The organism is Roseateles sp., assembly GCF_019237615.1.
Lineage (GTDB): Bacteria > Pseudomonadota > Gammaproteobacteria > Burkholderiales > Burkholderiaceae_C > Pelomonas.
The window spans coordinates 22038-40162 of sequence record NZ_JAFAGT010000033.1 but is presented as its reverse complement, the minus strand read 5'-3'; the positions used below and the strand labels follow the sequence as shown (position 1 = coordinate 40162).

Below are 18125 nucleotides of genomic sequence, written 5' to 3'. Positions count from 1 at the left end.
GCGCAGGAGACAAGCATGAGCAAGACCATCATCGACGCGGCCCAGGTCGAGCAGCACAACGCCACGCAGCGCGCCGCGCTGCAGGCCGACTACGACGCGCTGGGCGGCATGCTGTCGCGCCGCGGCGTGGACATCGACGCGCTGACCGCCAAGGCCCAGGGCTTCGCCGTGGCCGTGCCCAGCTGGGGCGTGGGCACCGGTGGCACGCGCTTCGCGCGTTTCCCGGGCATGGGCGAGCCGCGCGACGTGACCGAGAAGCTGGAGGACTGCGCCGTCATCCACCAGCTCACCCGCGCCACGCCCACTGTGTCCCTGCACTTCCCGTGGGACAAGCCGGCCGACCCCAAGGCGCTGCGCCAGCAGGCCGACTCGCTGGGCCTGGGCTTTGACGCCGTCAACTCCAACACCTTCCAGGACCAGGCCGGCCAGGCCCACAGCTACAAGTACGGCAGCCTGACCGCGCAGAGCCAGGCCGCCCGCGAGCAGGCCGTGGCTCACAACATCGAGTGCATCGAGCTGGGCAAGACCTTGGGCTCCAAGGGCCTGACGGTGTGGGTGGGCGACGGCGCCAACTTCCCCGGCCAACACAACCTGCGCGGCGCGCTGGAGCGCTACCTGGACAGCGCCAAGGGCATCTACGCCGCGCTGCCGGCCGACTGGCTGATGTACATCGAGCACAAGCTCTTCGAGCCGGCCTTCTACTGCACCGTCATCGCCGACTGGGGCACCAGCTTCGCCGTCGCCCAGCAACTGGGCGAGAAGGCCAAGTGCCTGGTGGACCTGGGCCACCACGCGCCCAACACCAACATCGAGATGATCGTGGCGCGCCTGGCGCAGTTCGGCAAGCTGGGCGGCTTCCACTTCAACGACAGCAAGTACGGCGACGACGACCTGGACTCGGGCTCCATCGACCCCTTCCAGCTCTTCCTGGTCTTCAACGAGCTGGCCGATGCGGCCCAGCGCGACGGTGCGGCGTTCAACCCCGCCTACATGCTGGACCAGTCGCACAACGTGACCGATCCCATCGAGAGCCTGATGAGCAGCGCCGTCGAAGTTCAGCGCGCCTTCGTGCAGGCCGCGCTGGTGGACCGCGCCGCACTGGCCGGCTTCCAGGCCGACAACGACGCGCTGCAGTCCGCGCAGACGCTGAAGAAGGCCTTCCGCACCGACGTCAGTCCCATCCTCGCGATGGCCCGCCTGCGCGCCGGCGGCGCCATCGACCCGGTTGCGGCCTACCGCGCCAGCGGCTACCGCAATCAAGTGGCCGTCAAGCGTCCCCCGAAGGCTGGCGCCTCTGGCAGCGGCATCGTCTGATGACGCGGGCTTGCGTGGATGCGCAGGCCTTCGGCGCCCGCGGTGACGGGTGTGCGCTCGACACCCGCGCCCTGCAGGCTGCCATCGACTCGGCCGCCCTGCAGGGTTCGGAGTTGCGTCTGGGCCCCGGCGTCTACCTGACGGGCGCCCTCTTCCTGAAGAGCGGCATGACGCTGCGACTGGACCGCGGCGCCATGCTGCTGGGCTCGCACGACCTGGCCGACTACCCGCTGTTGCCCACGCGCGTGGCAGGCATCGAGATGCGCTGGCCGGCGGCCCTCGTCAACATCTACGGCGAGCACGACGTCAGCCTCGTCGGCGAGGGCTGCATTGACGGCGACGGCCAAGTGTTCTGGGACAGCTACTGGGCCTTGCGCGCGCTCTACGAGCCGCGCGGCCTGCGATGGGCGTCGGACTACGACGCACAACGCCCCCGCCTCGTGCAGGTCTTCGAGTCGGCCCGCGTCCGCATCGGCGAAGGCCTGCTGCTGCGCCGTTCGGGCTTCTGGACGCTGCACCTCTGCTACTCCGAGGACGTCGTCGTCGACGGCGTCACCATCCGCAACAACGAGGAAGCGCGCGGTCCGTCCACCGACGGCATCGACGTCGACTCCTCGCGCCGCGTGCAGATCCGCCGCGCCGACATAGCCGTCAACGACGACGCCCTGTGCCTGAAGGCCGGCCGCGACGCCGACGGCCTGCGTGTTGCGCGGCCCAGCGAGGACATCACGATCAGCGACTGCATCATCCGCGAAGGCGCCGCCGGCCTCACTTTTGGCAGCGAGACCTCCGGCGGCCTGCGCCGCATCCATGCCCAGCGCATCGAAGTGCTGGGCGGCGTGCCGGTAGGTGTGCTGTTCAAGTCCGCACCCACACGCGGCGGGCGCATCGAGGACCTGCAGCTCAGCCAGATCACGCTGCGCGACGTGCCCACGGCGCTGCGCGTGACGATGAACTGGAACCCCGGCTACAGCCGCGCCCACATCCCCGATGCCGAACTGCCCCACGCGCCGCGCCACTGGCGGGCCCTTACCGCGCCCGTGCCCCCTGGACTCGGCCGCACCGAGGTCGGCGGCGTGCGAATTGCCCAGCTGCACGCCCGCGGCGCCCAGGTCGCCTTCGAGGTGGACGCCTATGCCGAGGCGCCGCTGCGCGACTTCCATTTCAGCGGGCTGGACCTCCAGGCCAGGTGCGGCGGCCATGTGCAGGACGTGCGCGGCTGGCGCTTCGGCGCCGACTGCCGGCTGCAGACCGGCACGCCCATCGCGGTGGGCGCCGGCGTCGAGCTGGCCGGCCTGGACACCCGGCACTGGCACGAGGACCCGGCACTGCGCCGCCGCGACGTGTCGGCGCTGAGCATGGCCGAGCAGGACGTGCTTTGAAGAACCCACAAGGAGACAAGACGATGAGCGACGAGATCCTCGCCTTCAGGATGCAGCTCAAGCCCGGCGTGGTGCCGGAGTACAAGAAGCGCCACGACGAGCTGTGGCCAGAGCTGGCCCAGGCGCTGCGCGCCGCCGGCATCCACGACTACTCCATCTTCCTGGACGAGGGCACGCTGAGCTTGTTCGCCGTGCTCAAGCGCAAGCCGGGCAAGGCCTTCGACGAGCTACCGCTGCAGCCCGTCATGCGCCGCTGGTGGGACTACATGGCCCCGCTGATGGAAGTCGAAGCAGACAACAAGCCACGTCAATGGTCTCTGCCTTCCGTCTTCCACTTTGCGGGCTAGTCGGGCTGACGCTCGCGTTGCCGCTGACGACATCCGCTGCCGAATGGTGCGAAGCGCCGCGCCGGCTGGAGCAAGTCGCCGCTGACGACTTCCGCGCCGGCCTGACGCGCTGGCGGCTGGAAGCCGAGGACGCGCGCGCCGTCGTCACCGCCGACAGGGGCACGCTGGACATTGCCACGCCCGCCGGCCTGAGCCTGTGGTGGCGCGAGCCGCTGTCGGGCGACTACGCCATCCGCTTCAGCGCCACGGCCCTGCCGGCCCCGGTCAGCGCCGGGCCGCATGCCGGCCGCATCTCGGACCTGAACATGTTCTGGAATGCGCTCGAAGCGGATGGCGCCGAGCCCCATCCACGCAGCGGCAGGTTCGCCGGCTACGACGATCTGCCCACCTACTACGCCGGCTTCGGCGCCAATGCCAACACGACGACGCGGCTGCGCCTGTACGACGGCAGCCGGCGCCGCCTGCTGGCCGGCTTCGCCGACGCGTCAATCGCCGAGCCCGGCGAGCAGCCCATGACGCCTCAGACCCGGCTGCACCTGGCCAAGCCGCTGGCCATCGAGATCGTCTCGCGCCGGCCCACGGCCACCGACCCCGTCCACCTGCTCTGGTCGGCCGACGGCCGGGCTGTCTTCACCCGCACCGATCCCCAACCTCGCCTGCAAGGCTATTTCGCGCTGCGCACCACGGCCAGCCGCCTGCAGATCCGCGACTTCCAGATCCTCCAATGCCGATGAAACAGCTGCTGCTCTCCATCTGCCTCGCCGCGTCCCTTGCCGCCCGCGCGGCCGAGCCGGTCCGCATCGACATCCAAGCCGACCAGCCCGGCCCCGTCATCGCGCGCCAGATCTACGGCCAGTTCGCCGAGCACCTGGGCGCCGGCATCTACGGCGGCCTCTGGGTGGGGGCGGACTCCAGGATCCCCAATGTGCGCGGCTGGCGCAGCGACGTCGTCAACGCGCTCAAGGCCATCAAGGTGCCCGTGCTGCGCTGGCCCGGCGGCTGCTTCGCCGACGAATACCACTGGCGGGACGGCATCGGCCCGCAGGCCCGGCGTCCGCCACGCGTCAACACCAGCTGGGGAGGCGTCATCGAGCCCAACGCGGTGGGCACGCATGAGTTCATGGACCTCGCCGAGCAGCTCGGCAGCGAGGTGTACATCAACGCCAACCTCGGCTCCGGCACCGTGCAGGAGATGGCCGAATGGCTGGAATACCTGACGGCCGAAGGCGACACGGCGCTGGCCAGAGAGCGCCGCGCCAACGGCCGCGACAAGCCCTGGAAGATCCAGCACTGGGGAATAGGCAACGAAAGCTGGGGCTGCGGCGGCCACATGAAGCCCGGCTACTACGCCGACCTCTACAGGCACTGGTCCACCTTCGCCAAGGCGCCGCGAGGCAACCGGCCCAAGCTGGTCGCCAGTGGCGGCCAGGGCTTGGAGCTGAACTGGGTCGAGACGCTGAGCGCCGAGATCAAGCAGCGCATGGATGCCGTCACCCACCACCAGTACTCGCTGCCCACGCGAGACTGGGAGAAGAAGGGCTCGGCCATCGCCTTCCCCGAGGCCGAGTGGATCTCTACGCTGGCCGTGCCGCAGACCATTGACGGCTACCTCGCCAAGCACCGCGAAATCCTGGACCGCAACGATCCCGCGAGGAAGCTCGCCATCTACTTCGACGAATGGGGCAGCTGGTACGACCCCGAGCCCGGCACCGACGCCGGCTTCCTCGTCCAGCGCAATACGCTGCGCGATGCGGTGCTGGCCGCGCTGCACTTCCACGTCTTCCACCGCCATGCCGAGCGCGTGAAGATGGCCAACATCGCGCAGATGGTCAACGTGCTGCAGGCCATGGTCGTCACAGACCAGGAGCGCATGGTGCTGACGCCCAGCTACCACGCGTTCGCGATGCACCTGCCCTTCCAGGACGCGACTTCGCTGCCGGTGAAGCTGGCCGGCGTGCCGGCCTACACGCTGGGCCAGCACAGCATCCCGGCCTTGTCCGCCAGCGCCGCCAAGGGCGCCGACGGCCGGCTGCTGCTCAGCCTTGCCAACACCCATCCCGGCAACCCACTGCCGCTGCAGATCGCCGTGGGCGGCAAGAGCGTGCGCGCCGTGACCGGCCAACTGCTGACGGCCGCCACCATGGACGCCGAGAACCGCTTCGAGGCGCCAGACCGTGTCAGGCCGCAGTCGTTCAAGGCGCAGGCCACGGGCGGCCAGCTGGCCGTGACCCTGCCGGCCAAGTCGGTGCTCGTGCTGGAAGTGCAGCCGTGATCCGTCGCGCGCTTGCCCTGCTGGCGCTCATTGCCGCGCCCGCCTTCGCCGCTGACGCGCTGCGCCCGCCCCTGCTGCTGACTGGCCAGCGCGCCGAGGTGCAGGACCTCTCAGGCCGCTGGACCTATTCCAAGGACTACTACCGCACCGGCCTGAGCGACATCAACGGCTGGGTCGCCAAGTCACGCATGCAGCGCCACCGCGACGTGGACGTCGCCGCCGAGGAGGCCAAGCCCGGCACGGGCTTCTTCGAGTTCGACCTCGACCGTGGCCCGGCCATGGAGATCCCCGGCGCCTGGAACGCCGCCACACCCGAGCTGCGCTGGTACGACGGCTTGGTCTGGTTCCAGCGCCGCTTCGATGCTGCGCCGCCCAAGCCAGGCCAGCGCAGCTTCCTGCGCTTCGAGGCCGTCAACTACCGCGCCCATGTCTACCTGAACGGCAAGGAGGTCGGCCGACACGAAGGCGGCTTCACGCCCTTCGTGCTGGAGGTGGGCGATGTACTGCGCGCCAGCGGCAACCGACTCGTCGTGGGCGTGGACTCACGCCACGACGCGCAGAGCATCCCTGCCGAGATCACCGACTGGGACCTGTACGGCGGCATCACGCGGCCCGTGAAGCTCATCCAGACGCCCGCCACATTCATCGACGACGCCACGCTGCGCCTGACCGACGCCGGCCGCCTGGTGGGCAGCCTGCAGCTCAACGGCGCGCAGGCCGCCCACCAGCCCGTCAGCGTGCAGATCGAGGCCCTGGGGCTGAAGACGCAGGCGACGACCGACGCCCATGGCGAGGCCCGCTTCGACGTCGCCGCACCCGGCGCGCTGAAGCGTTGGTCGCCCGAGTCACCCCAGCTCTACGCGGTGCGCTTCGCCAGCGACGACGACGCCGTGACCGATCGCATGGGCTTCCGCACGCTTGCCGTGAGAGGCAGCGAGATCCTGCTGAACGGCAAGCCCATCACGCTGCGCGGCGTGTCGCTGCACGAGGAAGAACTGGGCGCCAACCCGGCCCGCCGTCTCAGCGACTCGGCGGCCCGCGCGCTGCTGGGCGAGGTCAAGGCAGGCCTCAATGGCAACTATGTGCGTCTGTCGCACTACCCGCATGCTGAGGCCATGCTGCGCGCAGCCGACGAGCTGGGACTGCTGGTGTGGAGCGAGATCCCCGTCTACTGGACAGTGGACTGGGACCATCCCGCCGTACTGTTGAAGGCCCGGCGCCAGCAGGCCGAGACCATTTACCGCGACCGCAACCGCGCGGCGCTGGCGCTGTGGAGCGTGGGCAACGAGACGCCAGTGGCCGAGAACCGCACCCGCTTCCACGCCGCGCTGGCCGCCACCGTGCGCGCGCTGGACTCCAGCCGCCTCATCAGCGCCGCACTGCTGGTGGAGCGCCGGGGCGACACGGTCAGGATCGCCGACCCGCTGCTGCCGCACTTGGACGTGATGGCCGTCAACACCTACGCGGGCTGGTACGGCGATGACATGCTGGAAGACCTCGACCGGCTCCAGTGGGCGCTGCCCACCGACAAGCCGCTGCTGGTGTCGGAATTCGGCGCCGACGCGCTGGCTGACCACCACGACCTGGGCGACCAACCCAAGAAATGGAGCGAGGAGTTCCAAGCCGCCTACTACCGCGCCACGCTGGGCATGCTGGCCCGCATCCCCAACCTGCGCGGCCTCTCGCCCTGGGTGCTGAAGGACTTCCGCTCGCCGCGCCGCGAGCACCCTGTCTTCCAGAACGGCTGGAACCGCAAGGGCCTGCTGTCCGAGACCGGCCAGCGCAAGCAGGCCTTCGACGTGCTGGCCCGGCATTACCGAGCACAAGCCGCCAAGCCATGAACCCCGTGATCCCGCTGTCCGAGGGCGCGCCCAACCTCTTCGACGGCGACGCGCCTGATCGCGTCTGCCGCCGTCCCACGCGAGCCGAACTGCACGCCTACCCCTCCCCCACAGCCGCGCGCGGCCGCGCCCTCGTCTACGCGGGCGGCGGCTACCTGCAGCTGATGCACGACAAGGAGGGCGTCGAGGTCGCGCAATGGCTGAACACGCTGGGGCTGGACGCCTACGTGCTGGTGCACCGCCTGCCTGGCCAGGACGACCATCCCTTCGACATCGCGCTGCAGGACGGCCGGCTCGCGCTGGCTCACCTGGCCACGCTACCGCCGCTGCCGCTGCTGCATGTGGGCATGTCCTCGGGTGGCCACCTGGCCGGCGTGATGGCCTGCCAGCGCACCGACATGGATGTGGCGGGCGCCGTCATCGGCTACGCGCCCCTCAACGCCAACCACCGCGACCACAAAGTCCCCGTCGGCAAGCCCGACTTCCCGCCACCCGAGAAGCAGGCCTTCTACGACGCCTGGCCCATAGGCATCGCGGGCCAGCCCCACGGCCTGCCGCCCTGCCCGGTCTTCCTGGCTTACGCGCTGCACGACCCCGTCGTGCCGGTGCAGCATGCGCTCAACCTCATCGTGGCAGCACAGCAGCGCCAGCTGGACGTCGAAGCGCATGTCTTTGCGCAGGCGGAACACGGCTTCGCGCTGCGCGGCCTGGCGGGCACGCACGACCAGTGGCCGGCGCTCGCGGCGCGCTGGATGGCGACCCAGTTGGACGACACACGCGCCAGGCAGCTTCCTTGACGACCCTCTCGCCGTGCTGAACAAAGCCAGACTCAGGCGAGTCGTCGACCGTCACGCCTGAGCGGCGCGACGTCGGACCACCAGTGCCAGGGTGACACGCCCAGCGCCTGGCTGAGCGTGTAGCCGCCTTAGGTCATGCGGCGGCCGGCGGCGCCGACGATGACCAGGGCCTGCTTCACGCCCGGCGCCGGGTTGCGCAGCAGTGCGATCTCGAAGCATTCCCAGCAGCCCTTGAGCTTGCCCAGGTCGAGACCCGAGGCGTCGATGGCGGGGTGATGGCCGGTGTGCCAACGCAGATCTGGACGGTACCCTTGCCACCGACGCTGGCGCGCAGGCCGAAGCGCCTCAGGTCATCGGCCAGGTCCCGGGCGACGAAGGCCTCAAGCGGATCGGCTTCGGCCGCAGCAACGATGACGGCGCCGTCCAACGGCACGCCGCCCGGCGTGGGCTTGGTATCGACGAGAAGGCCCGCGTGCGCTGCGCTGGCACGCGCGCAAAGCCAAGCCAGCAGCAGCGCGTGCATCAGCGGGCCCCGAACGCGGACCGCAGATCCGGCGGCGGCGCGTTGCGGTCCACGGTCAGCCAGCCGTCCTTCAGGGTCATCTCCGCCACCTGGATGACGGTGCGCTGGTGCCAGCGATCGTCCGTCCTGGCCTCGGGCTCGCCGCCCTGATGCGTGAAGTAGAAGAGGTAGGCCCGGCCGTCGACGACGGTCACGCCGGGATGCTGGCCCTTGGCGCGGTCGGTGGGGTGCTGGCCGATATCGGACAGCAGACGCGCGGGTTGCTCCTCCCAGGTCCGGGCGTCGTCGGAGCGCAGCACCAGCAAGCCCTTCCACAGGTCGGCCACCAGCCACCACTTGCCGGCGAACTGGAAGACGGTGGGGCCTTCGCCGGGCAGCGGGCTCACCGGGCCGCGCAAGGTCCAGGTCTTCAGGTCGGGGCTGTCGGCCGCCTTGAGCCTGCTGCCCCCCTGCTCGTCCTTGAACCACATGCGCCATCCGCCCTGCGGCGCGCGGATGACGGCCGCGTCGATGACCTTGGGCGAGCCCAGGTCCACGCGGCCGGCACAGGTCCAGTGGCGCAGGTCGGTGCTGGTCAGGTGCTCGATGCGGCGCTCGCCGGTCCAGCTCTTGTGCACGCCGGGCACGATGGTCAGCCACAGGTGGTAGACGCCGTCGAAGTCCTGGATCTCGGGCGCCCACAGCGTGGCGCCGGTGCACTCCGCCGGGAACGTTGCCTCGCCCGCCGCTCGCCAGTGGTTGCCGTCGTCCGTCGTCGCGATGCCTATGGGCGTGGCGTGCACCCAGCTCACGTCCTTGGGGTCGGGGAGCCGCAGCGTCGCGCGACGGTTCGTGTAGAACATCTCCCAGCGCTTGAGGCCGCGGTTGAAGACCAGGGACACGTCGGCCGCGCCGTCCAGCACCGGATCGCGGTACAGCGGCCGCGGCGCGGGTTCCACGCCGGCGCAGCCGGCCAGGGCCGCAAGCAGCAGCAGCGCAGCGATCTTCATGGCGTCGTGATCGGCAGGTAGCGCGGCGGCTTCATGCCATGGCCGAGGTGGAAGCTCGTGTGCGGCGGCTGGTTGTAGCCGGCGTTCTGGTTCGCGACCTGCACGCGGTACTGCGGGTCGTGCATCAGCGTGACGAGGCGGTGCTCGGTCGGCAGCGGCGTCGAGAAGATCAGCAGCGCCGTGCTGTCCTCGTTGCGCCAGACGACCTCCTCGCGCCAGTCACCGAACAGGTCGGCCGACAGCACCGGGTTGCCCTTGGTGCCGTTGTTGGACGCGGCGCCGAAGGTCTTGCCGTTCAGCAGGTTCTCGAACCTGAAGCGGGCGGGGTTCCACTTGTCGATGGAGACATGGTCGAGCGACTCGCGCAGCAGGTCGCCGTCCCACCAGAGGGCGAAGTTGTAGCGGTTGGGATGCTGCTCGCTGATGAGCTGGCCGCCCGCACTCATCAGGCCGCCGACGGAGCCCCAGCATTCGGCGCCGGGCCAGGCGGGGTCGATGTCGAAGCAGACGCCGCGGCCCACGTCGCTGTTCCTGCCGGACATGCTCCACAGGATCTTGCCCGTGGCGGCATCGTGCATCTCCAGGCCGTGCTCACCGTAGCAGCGCGGGCTCTCGTGCACCATGAAGACCTGCTGGCCCTCGCGCGCCGGGTCGAAGGCGCCGACATGCAGCGCGTCGCCGTGGCACAGGCCGGTGCTGTAGAGCAGCTTGCCGTTGCTCGCGATGGTGGCGGCGCCGTAGATGATGTCGTCGCGGCCGTCACCGTCCACGTCGGCCACCGAGAACCAGTGCGCGCCCTGGCCCGCGGCGGGCTTGCTCGCGGCGTCGGCGTCGCTGTCGAACACCCAGCGCTGCGTGAGCTTGCCGTCGCGCCAGTCCCAGGCCGCCAGCACGGCGCGGGTGTAGTAGCCGCGCGAGAACACGGCGCTCGGCCGCTGGCCATCCAGATAGGCCACGCCGGCCAGGAAACGGTCCACGCGGTTGCCGTAGGCATCGCCCCAGGCCGCCACGTCGCCGCGCGGCGGCGTGTAGTCCACGGTGGCCATCGCGGTGCCGGTCAGGCCGTTGAAGACGGTCAGGAACTCCGGGCCGGCGAGCACATAGCCGGCAGGGTTGCGGTGGTCGGCCCTGGCGTCGCCGATGACCTTGCCGGTACCGTCCACCGTGCCGTCGGCCGTCTTCATCATGAGCTCGGCTCGGCCGTCGCCGTCGAAGTCATAGGCGAGGAAGCTCGTGTAGTGGGCGCCGGCACGGATGTTGGGCCCCAGGTCGATGCGCCACAGCCGCGTGCCGTCCAGCTTGTAGGCGTCGATCAGCGTGTGGCCCGTGTAGCCCTTGTGCGCGTTGTCATGGGCATTGGTGGGCTGCCATTTCACGATCAGCTCGTACTGGCCGTCGCCATCGAGGTCGGCGGCGGTACCGTCGTTGACCTCGTAGCGGTAGGTCACGCCGTCGGGCGACACGCCGCCCTCGGGCCGCTGCAGCGGCACGCGCAGATAGGGCTGACCCCACGGCGCCGCGGCGCTGGACGCGGCCAGCTCCTTGCCGCCGACGACGGCGCGCACGCTGTAGAGGCTGTCGCTGCGCCCCTGCGCATCGACGAGGTTGGTCAGCGCCTGCGGTTCGCGGGTGATGCGCCGGCCGTCACGGTAGACGTTGAAGCGCACGCCGGTCGGCTCCGTGCCCAGCAGCCGCCAGCTGACGAAGACGCCCGACGACGTGGCCAGCGCGACGACGCCGCGATCCAGCCTCTCCATCTGCTTGGGTGGCTGTGCCTTGGCGAGGCCCGGCCCGGCCAGCAGCAGGCAGACGACGAAACGGTGCAGAAGACTCATGGTGATGAACCAAAAAAAACGGCCCCAGCGTGAGCGGGGGCCGGCGCGCTGTCAGCGCAACAGGGAGGCCATGCCGGCCCGATGAACCTGCCCGCAGGGCAGGATCAGAGCTTGTAGCCCAGCGTCAGGTAGTAGCGGCGGCCGGACCAGGCCAGCTCGTTCGGGCGGCTCAGGTCGCCGGCGTAGCTCAGCTCGGCCTGGTTGGTCAGGTTCTTCGCCTCGATCGCCAGCGTGAAGTTCTTCGTCGCCTTCCACTGGACCTTGGCGTCCAGGTAGCCGGTCTTGTCGCGGAAGTTCGGGTTGCCCGACACGTCATTGCCGCCCGTGTAGTACTTGTCGCGGTAGGCGTAGGCCAGGCGGGCGTTGAAGTTGCCGTCGTCGTACCACAGGCCCAGGTTGTAGGAGTTCTTCGACAGGCCCGGGTAGGGCAGCACGGAATTGTCCAGCGGGCTGATCAGCTCGTTGCCCTTGGCGTAGCTGAACGTCATGCGGGTGTAGTTGGCATCCACGCCGAAGCCGCTCAGCCAGCCCGGCAGGAAGGACAGCGCCGTGCGGCCCGCCAGTTCGATGCCCTGGGTCTTGGCGCCTTCGCCGTTGACCGCCTGCGTCACGTCGAAGATACGGCCGTCGCCGAAGAAGTTGACGCCGTAGTTCACGACATTGCTGCGGACATAGGTGCCGATGTCGGTACGGAAGGTGGCCAGGCTGACCTGCGTGTCGCGGCTCGGGTAGTACTCCACGCTCAGGTCGTACTTGTTGGCGCGATAGGGCTTGAGGTCGGGATTGCCGGCCGAGCAGGTGTCGGTACCGTTGCCACCGCGTGCCGGGTCACCGCTACCCGTCGTGCAAGTGACGTTGGGCGCCAGCAGGTTCAGTGCCGGACGCGCCATCACCTTGGCCAGGCCGCCACGAACCAGAAGCTTGCCGTTGATCAGCTGCAGCGTGCCGTTCAGGCTTGGCAGCACATCGTTGTAGCTGTTGCTGATGGCCACGATCTGGTTGCTGTTCACGATGACGGAGCAGCTCGACACGGTGGCCGGGTTGCAGGTGCGGTCCGTGCGCACGCCGGCCGAGGTCACGTCGGTGCGGGTGTAGCGCACGCCGACGTTGCCATCCAGCGGCATGCCCAGGATCTCGGTACCCCAGTCCAGTCGCACATAGCCCGACTTGATCTTCTCGGTGATGTCGAAGGCCGGGATCTGTGGGTAGGTCTTGCCGTCGTTGCCGGGCGTCGTGTACAGGTACTTGTGGCTGAAGTCGCTGGTGTCGAAGATGCCTGAGGCCGCGGCGGCCGCATAGCTGGGCGCCGTCCAGTTGCCCGGCATGCCGGAGGCGTTGCCGTAGCCACCCATGAAGGTGCCGGGCGACTTGGTGCGGATCGCGTTGACGATCTCCTGCATGCGCGCGCCGGTCACGTAGGAGGTCTTGTAGCCGCTGTTGATGTAGGTCTGCGAATCGTTGGGGCGTTGCGCCGTGCCGGTGTACAGCGGGTCGAAGATGATGGTCTGGTTGACGTTGGCTGTGCGGGCATTGATGTCCACCGCCTCGTCGGTGAGGTCCAGCCTGCCGTTGTTCTGCACCAGGTAGCCGCCGCCGTTGTACTGGCGCGAGCTGGACTCACGCGCCTGGCCGCCGAACCACACGCTGTGGAGGAAGTCGTGGTCCAGGTTGTACTGGAAGTCCAGCTTGCCCTGGCGCTCCTTGTTGTGCGTGGCCGAGGGACGGTACTGCAGCTGGGCCTGCACGTAGGAGCTGGCGTCGTCGGGGCTGTAGCCCTTCGGGAAGATGAACTGCGGCAGGCGGCTGCCGTCGAGCTTGACGACCAGGCCGGGCGCGTTCTGCGTCAGCACGATGTTGTTGCTCTCGCTCCTGTAGTCCGACTTCGAATCGCCCAGCAGGCCTTCGACGCGCCAGTCGTTGTTCTTGAACTTGAAGCCCGCCGTCGTGTACTTGGACTCGATGTTCAGCGCGAAGTCGCGCGCCGACGTGCTGAACGCTCCCTGGCCGCCCTGGCCGGCCACGTTCAGGCAGTTGCCCACCGTGTACTGCGTGACATGGTGGTTCTCCACCACCATGCCGGACGGTGTCGTATTGGCATTGATGCCCGTGCAGGTGCCGGCGGTCTGCACCGTGCCGTCGGCGCGGTAGACCGGCGCGTTGCCGGCGTTCGACAGACGCGACACCGAAGTGAAGTCGGTGCCGAAGTTCATGTCGTTGAGCTTCTGCGCCTGCTTGTTGACCTGATGGCTCACGTAGGCGTCCAGCTCGTTGCTGAACTTGTACTGCGCTGTCAGCTCAGCGGAGCTGCGCTTGTGGTCCCGTTCCCAGATGCCGTAGCGCGAGATGCGCGGCGAGTAGTCGAACCACTGGGCCAGGCAGGCATTCTTGTCGGTGGTGTTGGTCAGCGCATTGCAACCAGCCGAGGTCGTCACGGCGGCGGCGACGGGGTTCAGGCTGGTGACCGTCTTCTCGGGCGAGAAGTCCCAGTCGCGCAGGAAGCTCCACGACGTGTTGCGGGCGAAGTCGCCGCGCGTGTGGATCTTGTCGTAGACCAGGTTGGCCATCAGACCAAGCTTGCCGTCCAGGAACTTGTCGGCCAGCAGCAGCGTGCCGCGCGGCTGCGTGCCGCCGCGCAGGCTGCCCTGCTCGGCCGCCAGCGTGCCGGCGATGGTGCGCTTGCTGAAGTCCAGCGGCTTGCGCGTGTTGATGCGGACGGTGCCGCCCACGCCACCTTCGGTCAGGTCGGCCGTGGAGCCCTTGACGACGTCGATGGAGGCGATCAGCTCGGAGGCCAGCTCGCGCAGCTCGGCGCCGCGGCCGGCGCCGCCGTTGGTGCCCAGCACCGACATGCCATTGATCTCGACGCGGTTCAGGTCGGGCTCGACACCGCGGATGGACACCTGGGAGCCTTCGCCGAACTCGCGCGACAACTGTACGCCGGTGATGCGCGACAGCGCCTCGCCGACGTTCTTGTCCGGAAACTGGTCGATGTCCTCGGCGACGATGCTGTCGCTCACCGTGGACGCATGGCGCTTGCGGTCGATGGCGCTCTGGATGGAGCGGCGAATGCCGGTGACGGTGACGGTGTCAAGCTGCTGCGCGCCCTTGTCGGCAGCCTTGTCGGCGGCCTTGGCCTCGGCCTTCTCGGCGGGCTTCTCGGCCGGCGCCTGGGCTTGCTGGGCATGCGCCTGGCCGGCCAGTGCGGCCGAAATGGCCAGGGCCAACGGCGTCCAACGTGAAACTGGCATGCCGCCGTGAATCTTCTTCAGCATTTTGTTTGTCTCCAGAATATCAACCAGGATGGGCTCGATACGAACCCTCTTTACTGCCCCGAGGACAGTCTAGGCCGCGGGTTTTACGTCGTGTTCACATGCCAGCAAAGAATCACGACCGTGATTGCTTCACCCCCGAGAAAACCCTTGAGCCACCTGGATTTCGATCACGCTCGTGATTATCCGCGACCCACTGCACTCCCCTCGGCCGAGACGGGTCGGCACACTGGGCGCGGCGCCCGCGGCGGGCGCGGATCCGGGCCATCACCAGAGCCCGAACGAATATGGGCCGAACCCCTCTTGCAAGGGATTCAGCCCATGATCAGATGAATATCAAATATTCACGAACAAAATCCGCATACAAATATTCAGGACCGAAGCATGAATCTCAGTGATTACGTTCCAGCCAAGCATTGGGCACTGGCACGATGCAGATATTCATCTCGCGGCCGTCGGCGGCCAGCATGGCCGACTGGATCTGGATCTTGCGGCCGTCGGGGCTGAAGGTCGGGTGCGGATGGTCGCGCGCTGTCGTCTTGTGGCCCGTCGTCAGCAGCATCATTTCGCGGCTCTTGCGGTTGATCAGGTAGAGGCTGCGCCCGAAGTCGTCGCCGACCGCGAAGCGCCCGTCCGGTGAGCCATGGACGTGCCACAGGCCGCTGCCGGACGGCGTCTGGCCGACGAGGCTCACCTCGCGGGTGCGCAGGTTGACGATGGCCAGGCCCGTCGGCTTCTCGCGCGTGCCGGCGTCGCCCCAGGCGGCGTCCTGCCCCGGGTTGGCGCCGCCCACGTCGGTACCCGGCGCGCGGCCCGGGTCGAAGACACCCGGGATGGCACGGTGGCCCATGATGGCCAGTGCCACCTCGTCCTTGCCGATGAAGGCCTCGTGCGTGACCCACTCATAGGGCGCCTCGGGATAGAGCGGGCGCAGACCGCTGCCGTCGCCCTTGACCGTCCAGGTGCGCTGCGGCGCCTTGCCGCCGGTCTCCCAGCTGAACACCAGCTCGCCCGGGCTCCACAGGTTGGCCTGGATATGGCCGATCTGGAAGGGCACGGAGACCACATGCTGGATCTCGCCGGTCTTCACGTTGATCTTGCCGATGGCATGCGGGCCGGCACCCATGCCGCGCGGGCCGAAGGGCGGCTCGATCTTGGTGCCGGCCGGCAGCCTGGCACCCGCGTAGGCCTTGCCCTGGATGCGGAAGTAGAACCACTGGCCGTCGGAGTCCAGCGCGTTGTCGCCAAAGGCCTCCAGCTCGGCCGGCAGCGTGCCGATGACACGCTGATAGCTGCTCGCAGGCTTGATGCTGCCGGCCCTGCTGTCAGCGAAGACGCGGTCCAGGTCCACCTCGATGGCCTGCATGACCTTGGGCGCCCCGCCCGGGTCCTTGCGCAGGAAGTAGAGCCTGTTGCCGCCCGACTGCGCGAGGTTGAGCATCCCCTCGTAGCCGCCCTCGGTGACCTGCACCATCTCGCCGCTGGCTTCGTTGACGGCAATGGCCTCGCCCTTCACGCGCGCCGAGCGGAACACCAGCCATTGGCCGTCGGCCGTCCACTGCGGGTGGCTGGGGTAGATCTTGGAGTCGCCGCGTGGCTGCGTCGTCAGGAAGGTCAGCGGCGTGCCGGTGACGGGGTCAGGCACGACGCGCTTCTCGGAAGGAAAGCGCTGGCCGATCTGGGCCCAGGCGGGGGCGAGCACCAGCAGCAGGGACAGCAGCAGGGAGGTCTTGCGAAGCGACATGATGGGTGCCGGTAAGAAAGGTGGCCGCGACTCTAGGACCGGCTACGTTGCGCGATGTTGCTGGGCGCCAATCGCTCAAGAACTTGCGCCATCCCGGCCCGCCGCACGGGCCGGGCTGCTCCTAGCATCCGCGCCATGACCCCCGCCCTCACCCGCCGCTGCGCCGCGACCCTGCTCTCGCTGCTGGCCCTGCCGGCCGCAGTCCATGCGCAGGCCTTCACCGCCAGCACCGATCCCGCCCGCGCCCAGGTCACGCTGCCCGATCCGGCCCGGCCCGAGCTGCCGTCCATCCTCCTCATCGGCGACTCGACGGTGCGCAACGGCCACGACGACGGCCAGGGCAAGGGTGCCGAGGGGCAGTGGGGCTGGGGCCATCCCATCGCCGGCTTTTTCGACCCGAATCAGGTCAACCTCGTCAACCGCGCCGTGGGCGGGCTGTCCAGCCGCACCTACCGCAGCAGCGGCCACTGGGAGCGCAGCAAGGCGCTCATCAGGAAGGGTGACTGGGTGCTGATGCAGTTCGGCCATAACGACGCCAGCCCCGTCAACGACAACAGCCGCGCCCGCGGCGTGCTGCGCGGCGCGGGGCCCGAGACCGAGGACATCGACAACCTGCTGACGGGCAAGCGCGAGACCGTCGCCACCTACGGCGCCTATCTGCGCGGCTACATCGCCGAGATCCGCGCGGCCGGCGCCACGCCGGTGGTCTGCTCGCCGGTGATCCGCAAGCGCTGGGAGGCCGACGGCCAGAAGGTCACGCGCGCCGGCGGCAACTTCGCAGCCTGGGCCGCCGAGGTGGCCAGGCAGGAGAACGTGGCCTTCATCGACCTGAACGAATGGGGCGCGCTGCGCTACGAGGCGCTGGGCAGGGCCGCGGTGGAGAAGCTCTTCCCCGCCGCGACACCCGAGGAGACCGTGCACACCAACCTGGCCGGCGCGACGCTGAACGCCCAACTCGTCATCGCCGGACTGATCCAGAACAAGGTGCTGCCGGACGCCTTCTACACCCGCCGCTTCGCGCCCGACGGTAGTGACGAGCAGCCCGTCGTCGATGCCCGCAAGGTCAAGGTCGAGGCGCCGCGCGACCCCAGGCTGCCCAGCCTCGTGCTGATTGGCGACTCCACGGTGCGCAGTGGCGGCCAGAACGGCGCCTACGGCTGGGGCGAGCGACTGGCCACCTTCTTCGACACGCAGCGCATCAACGTCGTCAACAACGCCATCGGCGGCCGTAGCAGCCGCACCTTCTTCACCGAAGGCCGCTGGGCCTCGGTGCTGGAGCAGTTGAAGGCCGGCGACACGCTGCTGATCCAGTTCGGCCACAACGACGGTGCACGCATCGGCGACCCGGCCGGCAAGAACCGCGGCTCCGTCCCCGGCATCGGCCCCGAGACGCAGGAGGACACCCGGCCCGACGGCAGCAAGGAGAAGGTGCAGAGCTTCGGCTGGTATCTCGCGCGCTACATCGACGACGCCAGAGCCAGGGGCGTCCATGTCGTCGTACTGTCGCCCATCCCGCACAAGGACCGCTGGCAGCCCGAGCAGCCGCGCGACTTCGAGAACTACGCCGCCTGGGGCGAGCAGGTCGCGCGCGAACGCGGCGCGCAGTTCGTCGACCTGACCCTGCTCGTGACGCAGGCCTACCGCGCTGCGGGCGCCGAGCGCGTCGACGGCTTCTTCTCCGACGCCCGCACGCACACCAACGACGCTGGCGCCGTCTTCAACGCCAGCCAGGTCGTCGAAGGGCTCAAGCGCTTGCCGGGGCGGCCGCTGAATGGCTTTCTGCGCCCCGCGACACCCTGATTCGCGACAACA

General features: G+C 69.0%; 13 protein-coding genes. 8 read left to right on the top strand and 5 right to left on the bottom strand.

From position 1 onward, the window contains the following. The first annotated feature begins 15 nt into the window (after positions 1-15). The 7 genes from rhaI to JOY88_RS05985 are packed head-to-tail and all read left to right on the top strand — an operon-like array spanning position 16 to position 7953. The gene (rhaI, locus tag JOY88_RS06015) at positions 16-1314 is read left to right on the top strand and encodes an L-rhamnose catabolism isomerase (protein ID WP_293501193.1); all 1299 of its coding nucleotides are present in this window, start codon (positions 16-18) and stop codon (positions 1312-1314) included. Then, positions 1314-2696: a glycoside hydrolase family 28 protein gene (locus JOY88_RS06010; protein ID WP_293501192.1), complete on the top strand. Its 1383-nt coding sequence runs from the start codon at positions 1314-1316 to the stop codon at positions 2694-2696. Before rhaI ends, JOY88_RS06010 begins: the two co-directional genes overlap by 1 nt. 23 nt (positions 2697-2719) lie before the next feature. Beyond that, a complete protein-coding gene (locus JOY88_RS06005; protein WP_293501191.1) occupies positions 2720-3043 on the top strand; it encodes an L-rhamnose mutarotase in 324 nt (107 codons plus the stop codon). Between the two features lie 17 nt (positions 3044-3060). Continuing rightward, complete coding sequence (locus tag JOY88_RS06000; RefSeq protein WP_293501190.1) at positions 3061-3777, top strand: DUF6250 domain-containing protein; 717 nt, start codon at positions 3061-3063, stop codon at positions 3775-3777. Next, positions 3774-5315, top strand: coding sequence for an alpha-N-arabinofuranosidase (locus JOY88_RS05995; protein WP_293501189.1), 1542 nt, complete (start codon positions 3774-3776; stop codon positions 5313-5315). Before JOY88_RS06000 ends, JOY88_RS05995 begins: the two co-directional genes overlap by 4 nt. Beyond that, a complete protein-coding gene (locus JOY88_RS05990; protein WP_293501188.1) occupies positions 5312-7156 on the top strand; it encodes a glycoside hydrolase family 2 protein in 1845 nt (614 codons plus the stop codon). Before JOY88_RS05995 ends, JOY88_RS05990 begins: the two co-directional genes overlap by 4 nt. Beyond that, positions 7153-7953 (top strand): alpha/beta hydrolase, encoded by an 801-nt coding sequence (locus tag JOY88_RS05985; RefSeq protein ID WP_293501187.1) that lies wholly within the window; start codon positions 7153-7155, stop codon positions 7951-7953. Before JOY88_RS05990 ends, JOY88_RS05985 begins: the two co-directional genes overlap by 4 nt. A 175-nt stretch (positions 7954-8128) precedes the next feature. Here JOY88_RS05985 and JOY88_RS05980 read toward each other — a convergent pair whose 3' ends face one another. The 5 genes from JOY88_RS05980 to JOY88_RS05960 form a co-directional block, all read right to left on the bottom strand. Continuing rightward, entirely contained in the window at positions 8129-8476 is a 348-nt protein-coding gene (locus tag JOY88_RS05980) for a hypothetical protein (protein WP_293501186.1), read from the bottom strand. Beyond that, the gene (locus tag JOY88_RS05975; protein WP_293501185.1) at positions 8476-9465 is read right to left on the bottom strand and encodes a glycoside hydrolase family protein; all 990 of its coding nucleotides are present in this window, start codon (positions 9463-9465) and stop codon (positions 8476-8478) included. The genes JOY88_RS05980 and JOY88_RS05975 overlap by 1 nt, the downstream gene beginning before the upstream one ends. Beyond that, the gene (locus JOY88_RS05970; RefSeq protein WP_293501184.1) at positions 9462-11300 is read right to left on the bottom strand and encodes a rhamnogalacturonan lyase; all 1839 of its coding nucleotides are present in this window, start codon (positions 11298-11300) and stop codon (positions 9462-9464) included. Before JOY88_RS05970 ends, JOY88_RS05975 begins: the two co-directional genes overlap by 4 nt. Before the next feature lie 104 nt (positions 11301-11404). After that, positions 11405-14572 (bottom strand): TonB-dependent receptor, encoded by a 3168-nt coding sequence (locus tag JOY88_RS05965; RefSeq protein ID WP_293501183.1) that lies wholly within the window; start codon positions 14570-14572, stop codon positions 11405-11407. Between the two features lie 388 nt (positions 14573-14960). Next, positions 14961-16313, bottom strand: a complete 1353-nt coding sequence (locus tag JOY88_RS05960) for a TolB-like translocation protein (RefSeq protein ID WP_293501182.1) — start codon at positions 16311-16313, stop codon at positions 14961-14963. 135 nt (positions 16314-16448) lie between these two features. Here JOY88_RS05960 and JOY88_RS05955 point away from each other — a divergent pair, with 135 nt between their 5' ends. After that, positions 16449-18113, top strand: a complete 1665-nt coding sequence (locus JOY88_RS05955; RefSeq protein WP_293501181.1) for a rhamnogalacturonan acetylesterase — start codon at positions 16449-16451, stop codon at positions 18111-18113. Positions 18114-18125 lie beyond the last annotated feature (12 nt).